Here is a 14,350-nt window from a genome sequence, read left to right on the forward strand (position 1 = left end):
ATTAGGGGGAATACGTTTGGTAAAGAAAAATCGAGCACTGAAGGTTTTTTCTAGTATTACCGCAAGTACGATCGTTGCTTCCAGCTTGTTTGTTGGAACGCTGGGAGGCTCTGCCTTAGCTCCACAGTCCGCAGCAGCAGCTACGAAAGTACCCACATCATTTGACGCAGGGATTGCAAATGACGAAAAATTAATTGAAATGTTGAAGCGCGAAGGAAAACTAGCAAAGAATGCAAGTCCGGCAGAATCTGAAAAGGCGTTAAAAAGCTATTTAAAAGGAAAAGGCGAATCTACTAAGACAAAAGATACGTTACCAAAGTCACTTGCAAACATCAAAGAAAGTGATAAGGGAACATCTAATGATCTTAAGAATGGCAAGGGTAATAAATTAGGACAAGCAAAGAAAAGCACAGTAGATTCAGTTGAAAAAGAGAGTTATAACGGTGCCGTTCGTAAGGATAAAGTCTTGGTCCTAGCAATTGATTTCTCAGACTATGAAAAAAGCTCAATTACTAAAGAAGAAACTGATATGTTCTATGAAGATTACACACATGACCATTTCCAAGATATGATTTTCGGTAAAAATGGATATACAGGCCCTGATGGAAAAAATTATATCTCCATGAAGCAATACTATGAACAGCAATCTGGCGGCAGTTATACGGTTGAAGGTACCGTAGCTGGCTGGTATAAGGCTGATCATGAAGCGGCCTATTACGGTGCCAACTCCCCCGGTCCAGAGGATAGTGACATTCGAGCAAGATCACTTGTAGTTGAAGCTCTGACAAAGGCAGCTAAAGATCCTTCTATTAATTTAGCTGACTACGATGTATGGGATCGCGATGACTACGATGGAGATGGTGTATACAATGAGCCAGATGCAATCATTGACCACCTCATGGTGATTCATGCTGGTGTTGGGGAAGAAGCAGGTGGTGGCAGCCTAGGAGGCGATGCGATTTGGTCACATCGGTCGAAACTCTCTACAGGACCTATTGGAGTACCAGGTGGAAAATCCAATAGTAATCGTTTTGGAGGAGTCTTAGCGGCTTGGGATTACACGATTGAACCTGAAGACGGCGCTGCAGGAGTATTCACTCATGAATTCGGACATGACCTAGGTCTTCCTGATGAGTATGATACACAGTATACAGGTGCAGGAGAGCCGGTTGAGTATTGGTCACTCATGTCAAGCGGAAGCTGGGGTGGTGCTATTCCTGGGACAGAACCACCTGGAATTAGCCCATACTCAAGAGAAATGCTCCAGGCTCTACATGGCGGTAACTGGTTAACAGGAACAACACTCAATGCTTCGGAAATTACAAAGGCTGGGACAAATGTCCTTCTTGATGAAGGAGTAACTAAAGGTACTAATGATGATGCGGTTCGCATAGATTTGCCGGATAAAGAGAATTCTGTCAACACCCCTACAAGTGGTCAATTTGAATACTATAGCGGAAGTGGCAATGAAATGGAAAATTCAATGGTCACTTCTGTAGATTTATCTAGCGCAACTAGTGCTGAATTGAAATTTAATGCTTGGTATGATATTGAAGAAGATTGGGACTATGCTTCTGTACAAGTTAAGGAAGAAGGTTCTACTGCATGGACCGCTATTCAAGGTACTATCACAACAGCAGAAAATCCAAATGACCAAAACCCTGGAAACGGTATTACTGGTACATCGGATGGCTGGGTACCTGCTACATTTGATTTAACAGCATATGCTGGTAAAAAAATCGATTTGAAGTTCAACTACTGGACAGATCCATTTGTTGCTCAACGTGGAATTTATGTGGATGATATTTCCATTACCGCAGGTGCTTCCACAGTTCTGAATGATGACGTTGAAGGCGTATCTAAATTCACATTAGATGGTTTTACTAAAGACAAAGGTAAATTCCTTTCTAAACATTACTATTTACTAGAATGGAGATCCCATAACGGCGTTGACCAAGGACTTGCTCATATCCGGCGTGGTGACAGCTTAATATCTTATGACCCAGGTTTAGTGGTCTGGTATGTTGATGAAACCTATGACAACAACTGGACTGGAATGCACCCTGGAAATGGCTTCCTAGGGGTTGTCGATGCAGACCAGCATACAACCTATTGGAGTGATAAAGCCGTTGCGGCTACTCGCTACCAAGTCCATGATGCGGCATTTGGACTAAGCAAAACAGATAAAATGTTCTTAGACTACTCTAATATCCCAGGATTTGGTGTCACAATGAAAGATAACTTCTCTCAACGTAACCCATTATTTGATGACAGCGCAAACTACAGTAACGCTGGACTCGTTGATGCTGGCCGGAGCGTGCCAAATTACGGATTAAAATTCCGTGTGGTTGGTGAAAGTGCTGATGGTACCGTTGGTAAAGTCTTAATCTTCAAATAAACTAATAAAAAACCTACCTTCAGAAGCTTCTGAGGGTAGGTTTTTGCTTGTTTATATCCCTTCAAATACTCATGGCTTCACAGCAAAAAAGCGCCTGCTAGAGGCACTTTAAGCTATCTATTAATCTATGAGGCATTATATCCTGCCAAACCTATTTACCCTTCACTCATCGCGCTAGCAACCATGTCAGCACCTACATACAGGTAATACCATTTCTCCTTATAATTCAACCAACCAGTCACTACCGACTCTTGACTGTTAAGTTTGTATTTTTCCTCTAATAAATTGGACCGATCTGCCGTTACTTCTTCATTTTTGTCGAGATAATCCCACTGACTGTTGTTGGCAAGAGCCTGAGTATTTTTCAAGACACCACTACCATTGAGATAGAACCAGCGGCCTTCCGAATTGACCCAACCCGTTTTCATCAATCCTGAATTATCGAGATAGTACCATTCTCCAGCATCTGCTAGCCAGCCCGTTTTCATAGCTCCGCTGCTATCAAGATAGTACCGATTCTCAGTGATAGATAACCAACCTGTTTTCATTACACCTTTGTTATCAAGATAATATTCCTTCCCACCGTCTGCGACCCAGCCCGTTCTCATCGCACCTGTTTGATCGAGAAAATACCTATTTCCATTATCGTCCAGCCAGCCCGTTTTCATTTCACCTTTGTTATCGAGATAATATTTCTTATCACCCTGGGTTATCCAACCGGTTTTCATCACACCAGCTTCATCAAAGAAATACCTTTTTCCGTCTATCGACTGCCAGCCCGTTTTTACTTGGCCATCCACATAATAATACTTGTTGCCGCTAAGTTCCACCCAGCCACTGCCATAACCGTTGGCCTTTGCAATCGAATCAAAGCTGCTGTTTGAATGGGTGATGACTACCAATGTGTACTTGTTGACATGGCTATAAAGCCAACGTACTTCCGAATTGTGCATCCGTACACAACCTGAACTTGCATAAGTACCAATCGAATTTTCATTTGCATTCCCATGAATAGCATAGGTGGTACCATAGGTGCCCCGAGCTTCTAATCCCAGCCACCGATTACCTAGCGGGTTGCGAGGATCCCCACCCGGAATTTTCAATTTATAATAGGGGCGATTAACGATCTTAGTTACAATTCTAAAAGTCCCTTCTGGTGTAAGAGACCTCGATCTTCCAGTAGCAACGCTGAATGTTCTAACTAATTTACCACTATCATAGAATGCAAGGGTATTTGTCTTTTTGTTAATAATAATTAATTGTGACCCACTGCTTGCATCTGCTTGGCTTGTAAATAAGAATACACTGAACAGCAAAACAAAAATAATAGATAGTTTTTTCATCGTAATCTCCCCAATTATGTAGTTATTACTAAACGTAACATATGTAATCAAAATATTTTGTCAAAAATTGGAGAGAAAATGGTGATATTTTCCTGCCTATTTAGAAATTTTGATTGTAAATCTTTACTTTTTCGACATATTACTTCTCATTCCATCTCTTAATAAATCGTATAAAAAAGGAGAAGAGAGATAATCTCTCTTCTCTAGCTATGAAGATTATGTAAGTATTGTCACTGCAAAGAAAAAACTTTACCCTACTTCTCTTTCATTGACATAATCTTACAAACTCAAGTTGTAACTCATCCTTATCTGCTTGGCAATTTCACCACAGATGAAAACTGAACATTTGTCGTATGCGCAGTTTGGTGCTGAATGGTTTTGCCGTTACGAAGGGTTACATCAACACTGTTTGCGACCGAATGGCTTCCTGATGCCTGGATCACTTGGCTTGGCTCTGTAGTAGCAGCTGTTTGATCCACAGCACCACTTGCACTATTATCACCCAGGTCTACAGAAGTGGTACCTGTTTGAGTTGCTGTTGCAGGTCCTGAAGTATTGGCAGCTTGCACTTGTGCACCATTGGCGCTTCCTGCATTTACTCCACTTGAACTGTGACTAGTGGTAGACTGGATTCCGAAATACTTACTCCAAGATGGAGTAACACTTTGAGTTTGAGAAACCTCTGCAGCACTAGCGGCACTGCCTATACCTGCAGTTAATAATCCAACTGCCAATAAAGAACCTACGCTTTTTTTCAACATAACCAAACCCTCCAAAGTTTTCTATAATAATCAAGAAATAATGACTGCACCATTTTTTAACAGAAAGCTCCATCCAGCAAATTACCAGATGGAGCTGAATTCATTTTAAAGCTATAAATTAATGTGCACTTTGCCCTTGAATGACAACTGAGCTAGAACCTTGAGTTTGGCTGATGTTAGCACCAACCGCAGTTGCTGTTTGGTTTTTAGTGCTGCTAGCAGCCTGTCTTTGTTTTGCACTACCAGAAGCAGCTTGTGCTTGTTGAGTAGTAGTTTCTGCTGCTTGAGTTTGATTATTATTTACCCCTGCAGTAGTAGCAGATTGGCTAGTAGCCTCAGCAGCTGCTTGGTCTTGTTCAACATTGCCTTCTCCAGCTTGAGTTTGAGTAGTTTCAGCTACTGCTACTTGAGCTTGGTCGTTAGCAACGCCTGTAGCATCAGCTTCCTGAGATGTAGAAGTAACGGCAGCTTGCTCTTGGTCCGCACCGCAGTCTGCTGCTTGAACTTGAGTTGTTTCAGTTGCTGCTACTTGAGCTTGGTCGTTAGCTACGCCTGTTGAAACAGCGACTTGAACTGTTTCATTACCAGAAGCTTGCTCTTGATCAGTACCTAATGCACCAGCTTGTTCTTGAGCTGTTCCATTAGCTGATTCTTGAACTTGATCATTGGCTACACCAGTTGTATCAGCCACTTGGGTAGTAGCGTTTTCAGAACCTTGACCCTGGCTTGCACCGAAAGCTCCTTCTTGAGCTTGGGAAGTAGCATCCACTGATCCTTGAGCTTGGTTGTTATATTTTCCTTCAGCCCATGTATCTTGTTCTGTACTGTTAGCAGAACCTTGACCTTGAACTACGCCTACTCCAACGGCAGCTTGGTCTTGTTCAGTAACACCTACAGCAGCTTGAACTTGATCATTCTTTTTGCCATCGGCAACAGCATTTTGCACTGAATCATTTGCAGATCCTTGAGCTTGAAGAATGCCTGCACCAAGAGCTAATTGGTCTTGTTCAGTTACTGTTGCATTTACTTGGGCTTGATCATTTTTATACCCATAAGCGTCTTGATATTGTGATGAACTGTTAGCAGAACCTTGTAATTGACCAATCAATAGGCCTCCTGCTGCTTGACCTTGAGAGCCAACATTAACGTTCGCTTGAGCTTGATCATTTTTGGCCCCAGTTGCCACTTGTGTTTGGTCTCCAACATTTGCAGAACCTTGAAGTTGACCGATAAGAGCACCTAATGCACCTTGAGCTTGTGCCCCTTTATTGACAGAAGCTTGACCTTGGCTGTTGCCAAAACCACCCGCTGATTGATCTTGAACATTAGAATTTCCAGAGCCTTGACCCTGACCAATTAAAACACCCAATGCACCTTGAAGTTGAGCATTTTTATTCTTGCTAGATTGGTCTTGGTTATTAAAGGCACCGCTTGTATTTTGATATTGACCTGTCTCGCTGCCAGATCCTTGAGCTTGCAAAATTAGCGCGCCCAATGCACCTTGGCCTTGAAGTGAACTATCTTTAGAACTTTGTTTTTGTTTTGATTTAAAATCATAGGTTGCATTCTGATCTTGATAGGATAGTTTTGATGCCCCTTGATTTTGGCTAATAAGGGCACCAGCTGCTCCTTGAAGTTGAACAGATGTTTTTGACGCCTTTTGTTTTTCCTTTGTTTTAAAGGAATGTGTAGCCGTTTGGAATTGGCCTGTTGCATCACCAGCGCCTTGATTTTGCGATATAAATGTTCCTAACGCAACGCTAGCTCCATATTGGTTAGAATTGGCGACATGTTTTTGGTTTACACCAGAAGATGCAAAAGCAGAGGTAGAACCGAGTAAAGTTCCTGCAATTACACCTACGCTAACTACTTTCTTCATGTTCAGTACGTTTTTAATTTTCAAATAATTTTTCACCTTTCATTCCTCCACTTTATAAATATTTGGAAATTTGTTTCCCACAATTAGTATACGACCTTCGTATGATGTAAGAAAAACCCCATATCCGGCCGTTTTTTCCTTATAAAGAACAATTTTCGTTCGTTATTAAGGTATATCTCTCTTTTTCTTTATTTTTCATTTTTTAAAAAGGCTCTCTCCAGGCGCGGGCGGTCCGGGGAGCCTCCTCGGCGCTAAGCTCCTGCCGCTCCAATCAACATGGCTATAAAATCAATAATGACCTCTAACACAGCCTTTAAAAAGATAAAAATATAGCTAAACAAACTATAAATTTTTCCTGCTATAAAGTAATTAGAAATACCTTTTCGTTCTTTATAAGGAACAACAATTGATTTTTCATTAGTCACATTTGGGTAAAAAAAATGAGCGTAAGATTGACAATGTCAATCTTACGCTCATATAGCATCCATTTTAAACTGGTAATCTTGTATTCTCTTTTGAAGGAACGGTTACACCCTTTTCCTCCTAATTAATACGAATACGGAGCCCGCTGTAACCAAAAGCAACCCAAAGATAAGGTAATTATAGGTATTTGAAGCTGTAATCGGCAGTGAATTTGCCTTATCTGACACTGCAGCTGTATAAATTACATTTTCTGGTTTAGATTCAGCAGGTTTTTGTACTTCTGTTTCAGTGGTTGGAGATGATACTTGCCCATTTTCAACTGGAGGTGAAGTTACTACATCTCCTCCATTACCGCTATCTTGTGGCGGATTTTCATTTTCCCCTGGAGGCGGTGTTACCGGGTCTCCTCCATTATCTCCGCCTTGTGGCGGATTTTCATTTTCTCCTGGAGGCGGTGTTACTGGATCTCCTCCATTATCTCCACCTGGTGGCGGCTTTTCATTTTCTCCTGGAGGTGGTGTTACTGGATCTCCTCCATTATCTCCGCCTTGTGGCGGATTTTCATTTTCTCCTGGAGGTGGTGTTACTGGATCTCCTCCATTGTTTGAATCTGGCTTGTCATCATTATTAAACAAATTTACAAAAAATGTAATCCCTAAAAAACTGCTCATTGTTGTCTCAAAACTTTGTAATTCTTCATTAAAATGAACCATTGCTGAATTTTCAACAACAAGATTTCCCCAATCAAATTGCTTCTCGTATTTATGTTGAGGTGCATCGCTGATTTCTGTACCATCTAATTTAAACTGATGATAATACAAATCAACCAACTCATTATTTACGACGATTTCTTGGAAGACTTTTACCATACTGCTAACGGAATCCTTGACAATCTCAACATAGTTTCTGGTTGTTACACTCACTCCAGTTTCTACGATTTTCTTTAATGTATCGACCACTTTACTTTTGACTTCTGCTGTTTGGGTTTGTTCCACCTTTGCAGAACCAGAAGTGCTCAAATATTGATTTTGCAGGGCTTCTATTATGGTTTGCTGCTTCTGATCATCCACCTTTGTTTCAGAGGCGCTAAGCTGCTGTCTTTGGTTGATGCCCACTCCTGTTAACTGCTCCTGTAAGAAAACAGCTTGTTCTTCTGCGCTTATTGATTGTGACTGGCTTGTTGATGCATTCGTCCCTTGATTTTGTGATAGAGGATCTCCTAAAGGTAAAGTGACCTCTTGAGTTTGACCAGATGTTACATCGATCTCTTGCTTTTGGTCTGCGTCTACTTTTCCAGACGAAACACCTGATTGCAGTTGACCAGCCTCAATTTTAGTGATTTGGCTTTGGTCTAAGTCTCCATTTACATCACTATCAAGTTTGTCATTACAGGAAACAGATGCACTGACGGATTGCTCTTGACAAACGGCATCATTCGCCATTTGGTTTTGGACAACCTCTGCCTCACCATTTACATCTTGTGATTGATTACCGTATGTATCTGTTGATTGGTTCTGATCCATAGTATCTTCAGAAACGGCATCTTTCTGTTCACTTGTGGCAGGCTTATCTTGTCCTGCATCTGATGGTGCAACTTGATCCTGCTCAGCCGTATTTTCATTTTGCTGTTCGGGTGATTCAATTGGTTCTTCTGCTAGTGTAGATGTCTGACTTAATTCGACATCTACAACTCCCTCCGGCGAATCTGATGGAATATTAGCCTCTGTGTACCCAGTACTGTCTGTATCAGCAGCAACAGTTTCTTCTGCAGCTGCATACCCAGCATGTAATCCCATTGTAGAGAATTGGAATAATAAAATAGCAAGAACGAGCTTTTTAAGCATCCTTTTCCCTCCCTTCAAATAAATTATATCGAACATTAAGTTCATTATATAGAACAAAATATAAAAATAAAATCCCTGTTTTTTGTTGTTTTTCACTATAAAGAACGTTTTTCTTTCACTATAATACGTTTTTCTTTCATTTTCTTATATTTTCAATTTTTATAATCAATGGTTTAAAAGATAAGTTCTATATAAAACTTAAAACGGTGTCAGGCACCGAAGACTTGAAAAAAAGGCAGTAGTTGGGTATGGTAAACTTACAATTCTCCACTTAAGGGTGTGTATCATGCGTATTAATAAATTTATTAGCGAGTCTGGCAAGGCATCTAGAAGAGGAGCAGATAAGTTAATTAGTGAAGGAAGAGTTACGATTAATGGAAAAGTTGCGGTGATCGGGAGCCAGGTTGAGCCCGGGGATGATGTCCGTATTAGCGGCAGCCCGATTAAAGTGGCTAAAAACTATGTCTATATCGCTTTAAATAAACCCGTTGGGATTACCAGCACAACGGAAAGACATATAAAGGGAAATATCATTGATTTGGTCAATCATCCCTTACGGATTTTCCATATTGGCCGTTTAGATAAAGAATCAGATGGATTAATTCTCTTAACGAATGATGGAGATATTGTTAACGAGATTTTGCGTGCCGAAAATAGGCACGAAAAAGAATATATCGTGACAGTCGACAAACCGATCACACCTGAATTTTTAAAGAGAATGGCAGCGGGTGTGGAGATTCTAGATACAAAGACATTACCATGTAAAGTAACGCAATTGTCTAAATATGTATTTCAAATCATCTTAACACAGGGTCTAAATCGGCAAATCCGCCGAATGTGTTCTGCCCTTGGCTATGGAGTTGTCAGGTTGCAGCGGACGCGAATCATGAATATTCATTTAGGCAATCTACCGATCGGACAGTGGCGCGACCTATCTAAGAAAGAACGCAATCAATTGTTTGCAGACTTAAACTATCAGCCGAAAGAATGGTAAAATAGAATTATGTTTTTTAATTGGAAACCTTTGAGGTGGATCATTTGGATATTGGATCGAAAATCCGTGCAATACGTAATAGAAAAAAAATCACCATTGCGCAAATGTGTGAGGGGACTGGACTTTCAAAGGGGTTTATCTCAAATGTCGAGAACAATAACACCTCACCATCGATTAGTACTTTGCAAACCATTGCAACCTTTCTTGGTATCCCTTTACCTTATTTATTATTAGAAAAGAAGCAGCATATGCGCGTCGTTCGAAAGGCTGAAAGGACTCACTCCACCTTTAACCATTTGAAGGTTGAGCATCTAACCTCCAAAGGTGGATTAAGAATGATGCTGGTCGAATTCCCTGCTGGTGCTTCCATGGGTGAATTAAATGCCCATGAAGGAGAAGAATGTCATTTGGTTTTGGAGGGAAAAGTCCTGGCCGAACAAGGCGAAGACTCAATGATCATTGACGAAGGCGATTCCTTCAGTTGGAACGCTAGTGTCCCGCATTTCGTAAAAAATATTGGTGATGGTAAAGCAGTTGTGTTAATTTCCATCTATTCTGATAGCGAACTAAATGACATTTTCTAAACACCGTTAGCTTTCCCTTAGAAATTCACAATAAAAAAGGCTGACACATAGGAACAACAGATTCCATATTTGTCAGCATTTTTTTTCTAATCTACTTTTATATCATTGATTACTTCATGTGCTGCCCTCTCACCAGTCTCGACCGCCCCATTTAAATAACCAGGAAACTTAATCGAAGTGTGCTCACCGGCAAAGAGGATATTGCCTTCCCGCTCTCCCAAAATACCAGCAAATTTTGTATATTGGCCAACTTTCCAATAGGAATAGGCTCCTTTAGTCCATTGGTTACTTAGCCAATGTTCTACGGTTGCTAAACCATTCCATTTATTATTACTTCCAGGCAGTACTGGCTCAAGCTTGTCCAAAAGTTCTTTCGTCTTCTCTTCTAATTCTCGATCTGTGGAAGCAAGCAGTTGCGCCGCTGTTTCACCTCCTAGGAAGTTAACAAGAATTCCTGAATTACCTGGTTGAGATCGAGATGATTCAAAGGTCTGTTGATAGCCTGTATCCGCAAATGTTTCACCATTATTTCCAAGCACATTCCAGAACCGATTAACAAATTGTACATGAAGTTTTGTGTTTACCCCCATTCCGAGCTCTTCAATTGCTGTTTCCTTTAACGGACGAAATCTTGCATTCTCATAATCTATCGTTCTTAAAATACTAAAAGGGAGAGCAAGAATAACTTTATCGGCTATGACCTTCCATTCCTTTTCTTTATTTCGAAAAATAAGCGTTATTTTATTTTGAATGGACTGTTCAACCTTAATCAATTGGGCATTACATACGATTTGCCCCTGAAGTTTTTTTGCTAATAAAGCAGGGAGTTGGTCATTCCCTCCCCTTATATGAAAGCATTCATCTGAATCACCGTACATTCGAAAGGGCTCATTTTGTGCAAACCCTAACATATAAAGTAGATTTAAGGCACTTTGCTGGTGAGCATCCGCTCCATTTTCAATGGAATAGGCAAGCGCTAGTAATTTACCAAATCTTGAATGGATGCCTTCTTGTACCGTCTCATTGATATAATCGACTATAGACATATGATCGAGTTCAAATCCTCGCTCAGTATAACTATTATAAAGGGTCGTTTCACCCACTGCTTTCAGATCCTTTTGTAGTTTAGGGAGGATTTTTATAAAATCATTAGTTACTTCATCAAAGGAGTAAGGGCGTTGATCAAAAAAATAAAATGGTTTGGTGTTAACGGGTTCTGTCATGATTAAATTATCTAATTCTAATCCCAACTCTTTGGCGAGTTCTTGAATTTCGATATGGCAGGTATCTATTAATTCTCCGCCACGCTCGACAATTTGCTCGTCGTTGAAGTACCCTCTTCTTGTCCAACAACGTCCCCCAACCCGATCGGTCGCTTCATAAATAGTTGATGTGATCCCAGCCTGTTTAAGTCGATAAGCACTCGTGAGACCTGCCAATCCGGCTCCTACAATGACGATCCTAGGAGCAGCCTTTCCACCCTCATTCGTATAATTTTGTGGTGTAAGTAGAGCATTTTGTAAATTATTATTATCTAGCGTAATAGCTTGTCCAGTACTTAATGGTTTCTTCGTTTCAGTACCTGCCAACAAAAATGATTTCTGCAGTATACTTGCCAATGGCGTTCGTGCCAAGAAAAACCAGCCCCTTTATGCAAAAATAAAACCATGCTAAATGATCGATTAACTATCGTGTAATAGTAATTACCATTAAAATATGCATGGCCGGTTGATTTGCTTGAGGCAGGAAGCCTGTTTCCGGATTTATTTTTTTATCGCTACTTCGATATGGATGTAGCCGCTGCTGTTTAAAAATTGCCTATTACTAAACCCATGTGTCAAAATAGGGAAGAATAGGTAAAAATAGTTTCACTCATTCTGGTAATGTGGTTGGAAGAAATAGTCGAATATCCGCATTACCTATCGACATCGTTCGCCAAGTATAACAAATTGGAGGAAACAAATGATGAGAACCATTAAATTAGGTAGCAGTTCATTAGAGGTGCCAGTCATAGCAGTTGGCTGTATGCGTATTAACTCGCTAGAAAAAACAGAGGCTGAACGCTTTGTCCAATCTGCTTTAGAAGAAGGGGCAAACTTCTTCGACCATGCGGACATATATGGAGGCGGAACATGTGAAGAAATTTTTGCAGATGCCATCCACATGAACGCGGAAATTCGTGAAAAAATCATCCTGCAATCCAAATGCGGCATTCGCAAGGGAATGTTTGATTTTTCGAAAGAATATATTTTAGAATCAGTCGACGGAATCTTGAAACGGCTGAACACCGAATATCTTGATGTTCTCCTTCTGCACCGCCCGGATGCGCTGGTCGAACCTGAAGAGGTTGCCGAGGCCTTTGATACCCTTGAGAGATCAGGAAAAGTGCGCCATTTTGGTGTCTCCAATCAAAATCCGATGCAGATCCAACTGCTTCAGAAATTTGTGAAGCAGCCACTTGTGGCTAACCAATTGCAATTAAGTATTACCAACGCCAATATGATTTCTAATGGCATCAATGTAAACATGGAAAATGATTCTGCAATTAACCGGGACGGCAGCATCCTCGATTTTTGCAGACTAAATGAAATTACCATTCAACCTTGGTCTCCATTCCAATATGGATTCTTTGAAGGAGTATTCCTTGAAAACGACAAATTCCCAGAATTGAATCAGCAGATCGATGAAATTGCCGCCAAATATGAAGTGAGCAACACGACCATCGCTACCGCCTGGCTGTTACGTCATCCCGCCCACATGCAGCCTGTGATCGGAACGATGAATATCGACAGATTAAAGGACTGCTGTAAGGCAAGCGAAGTTCAGTTAACACGTGAAGAATGGTACCGTATCTATCGTGCAGCAGGCAATATTCTCCCGTAAATAAACACTCCAAAAAACAAGGCACGGCGAATGCTGTGCCTTGTTTTGATGGGAAATTAGTTTTTAAAGAAAAAAACAAATGGTATTTAAGGAAAATAATAGGATAATATAAACTTAAAATTCATTTTATGTAACACTATTGTAAAAATAGAAGTAACGCGCCCAGATAGGACTCCTACTGGGTCTTTTGCATTTTAGAAGCCTTGGAGGGATGTATTCTCAGATTATTAAATGAATTTAGAAATACTATCGCAATACTATTGCCACGGATGTAAACGATTTAACATCTCCCTGTTCTTTGTTTCAGAAAAATCTATGTTACGATGATAAAAACTTAGCAACCAAAGAACATGGAGGGTAAAAGAATGCTTAAAAAAATTATTTCAATTATAGCAGTTGCTGTACTCTCAGTAACTGTAAGTGCTAATGTACAAGCTGCAACAGTAACAGTACAAAAAGGGGATACCCTTTGGGATCTATCACGCGCAAATAATACATCTTTAGAAAATATCCAAAAGTTAAATCATCTTACTACGGATCTAATTCACCCTGGAGATATACTAACCATTGCACCGGAAAAACATTATGCTGTTAAACAAGGTGACACACTATGGGATATATCCCTTGATTATCAGGTAACTGTTTCGCAACTTAAAGAATGGAACAAATTAACTACCGATCTCATCCATCCTGGATTAAATCTATTAATCTATGAAGGTTTAAATACTACTAATACGGCTGTATCAGAAAAACAAACGAAGCCTGCTGCACCTACAGCATCAGGAAAGCCTGCAGCGCAAGCACCAAAAGAAAGTGAACCAGCGGTAGAAGCTGCTTCAACTACTAATACAAGTTCAAGAGAAATTACAGTGAGGGCTACAGCCTATACGGCTTCGTGTGAGGGATGTTCTGGTACTACGGCAACTGGAATTAACCTTAAAGCAAATCCAAATGCAAAAGTCATCGCAGTTGACCCATCGGTTATACCGCTTGGCAGTAAAGTTTATGTAGAAGGCTATGGTGAAGCAACGGCTGCAGATACTGGCGGGGCTATTAAAGGCAATCGAATTGATGTCTTTATTCCTGCTGAACAAGATGCCATCAATTTTGGGGTAAAACAATTAAAGGTAACCATTTTAAACTAACATACCCGTATGTTAGCCAGAAGATTCAAAGGACCCGAAATATCATTTCGTGGTCCTTTTTCATTTTAGCCATAACGAAGATCAATGATATCCATC

Annotated in this window: 10 protein-coding genes; 5 read left to right on the forward strand and 5 right to left on the reverse strand. The window is 40.5% G+C overall.

Going from position 1 to position 14,350, the window contains the following annotated elements; all coding sequences use genetic code 11:
• Positions 1-16: 16 nt before the first annotated feature.
• Positions 17-2,398 carry an immune inhibitor A domain-containing protein gene (locus tag CCK98_RS00415; RefSeq protein ID WP_088084831.1) on the forward strand — a complete coding sequence of 794 codons (2,382 nt, stop codon included), beginning with the start codon at positions 17-19 and terminating at the stop codon, positions 2,396-2,398.
• Between the two features lie 155 nt (positions 2,399-2,553).
• Here CCK98_RS00415 and CCK98_RS00420 read toward each other — a convergent pair whose 3' ends face one another.
• The 4 genes from CCK98_RS00420 to CCK98_RS00435 form a co-directional block, all read right to left on the reverse strand.
• Positions 2,554-3,741, reverse strand: coding sequence for a L,D-transpeptidase family protein (locus CCK98_RS00420; RefSeq protein ID WP_088084832.1), 1,188 nt, complete (start codon positions 3,739-3,741; stop codon positions 2,554-2,556).
• 305 nt (positions 3,742-4,046) lie between these two features.
• Positions 4,047-4,502, reverse strand: a complete 456-nt coding sequence (locus CCK98_RS00425; RefSeq protein WP_088084833.1) for a hypothetical protein — start codon at positions 4,500-4,502, stop codon at positions 4,047-4,049.
• A 118-nt stretch (positions 4,503-4,620) separates the two neighbouring features.
• On the reverse strand, positions 4,621-6,417 hold the full coding sequence (locus tag CCK98_RS00430; RefSeq protein WP_088084834.1) for a hypothetical protein: 1,797 nt from the start codon (positions 6,415-6,417) through the stop codon (positions 4,621-4,623).
• A gap of 491 nt (positions 6,418-6,908) precedes the next feature.
• Positions 6,909-8,648 carry an LPXTG cell wall anchor domain-containing protein gene (locus tag CCK98_RS00435; protein ID WP_088084835.1) on the reverse strand — a complete coding sequence of 580 codons (1,740 nt, stop codon included), beginning with the start codon at positions 8,646-8,648 and terminating at the stop codon, positions 6,909-6,911.
• 286 nt (positions 8,649-8,934) lie between these two features.
• Between CCK98_RS00435 and rluF the strand changes: the two genes are divergently transcribed.
• On the forward strand, positions 8,935-9,642 hold the full coding sequence (gene rluF / locus CCK98_RS00440; protein ID WP_088084836.1) for a 23S rRNA pseudouridine(2604) synthase RluF: 708 nt from the start codon (positions 8,935-8,937) through the stop codon (positions 9,640-9,642).
• A 44-nt stretch (positions 9,643-9,686) separates the two neighbouring features.
• Positions 9,687-10,226, forward strand: coding sequence for a helix-turn-helix domain-containing protein (locus CCK98_RS00445; protein ID WP_088084837.1), 540 nt, complete (start codon positions 9,687-9,689; stop codon positions 10,224-10,226).
• Positions 10,227-10,312: 86 nt separating this feature from the next.
• Here the strand turns inward: CCK98_RS00445 and CCK98_RS00450 are convergent, their stop codons facing one another.
• A complete protein-coding gene (locus CCK98_RS00450) occupies positions 10,313-11,860 on the reverse strand; it encodes an NAD(P)/FAD-dependent oxidoreductase (protein ID WP_088084838.1) in 1,548 nt (515 codons plus the stop codon).
• 331 nt (positions 11,861-12,191) lie between these two features.
• Here CCK98_RS00450 and CCK98_RS00455 point away from each other — a divergent pair, with 331 nt between their 5' ends.
• The gene (locus CCK98_RS00455; RefSeq protein WP_088084839.1) at positions 12,192-13,109 is read left to right on the forward strand and encodes an aldo/keto reductase family oxidoreductase; all 918 of its coding nucleotides are present in this window, start codon (positions 12,192-12,194) and stop codon (positions 13,107-13,109) included.
• A gap of 365 nt (positions 13,110-13,474) precedes the next feature.
• Positions 13,475-14,254, forward strand: coding sequence for a 3D domain-containing protein (locus CCK98_RS00460; protein ID WP_088084840.1), 780 nt, complete (start codon positions 13,475-13,477; stop codon positions 14,252-14,254).
• Positions 14,255-14,350 lie beyond the last annotated feature (96 nt).

The sequence above is a fragment of the Bacillus sp. OV166 genome (assembly GCF_900177675.1).
Taxonomy (GTDB): domain Bacteria; phylum Bacillota; class Bacilli; order Bacillales; family Cytobacillaceae; genus Neobacillus.

Coding starts and splice junctions, on each gene's coding strand:
- CCK98_RS00420 (WP_088084832.1), bottom strand. CDS start 3,741: ATGAAAAAACTATCTATTATTTTTGTTTTGCTGTTCAGTGTATTCTTA.
- CCK98_RS00425 (WP_088084833.1), bottom strand. CDS start 4,502: ATGTTGAAAAAAAGCGTAGGTTCTTTATTGGCAGTTGGATTATTAACT.
- CCK98_RS00435 (WP_088084835.1), bottom strand. CDS start 8,648: ATGCTTAAAAAGCTCGTTCTTGCTATTTTATTATTCCAATTCTCTACA.
- rluF (WP_088084836.1), top strand. CDS start 8,935: ATGCGTATTAATAAATTTATTAGCGAGTCTGGCAAGGCATCTAGAAGA.
- CCK98_RS00455 (WP_088084839.1), top strand. CDS start 12,192: ATGAGAACCATTAAATTAGGTAGCAGTTCATTAGAGGTGCCAGTCATA.
- CCK98_RS00460 (WP_088084840.1), top strand. CDS start 13,475: ATGCTTAAAAAAATTATTTCAATTATAGCAGTTGCTGTACTCTCAGTA.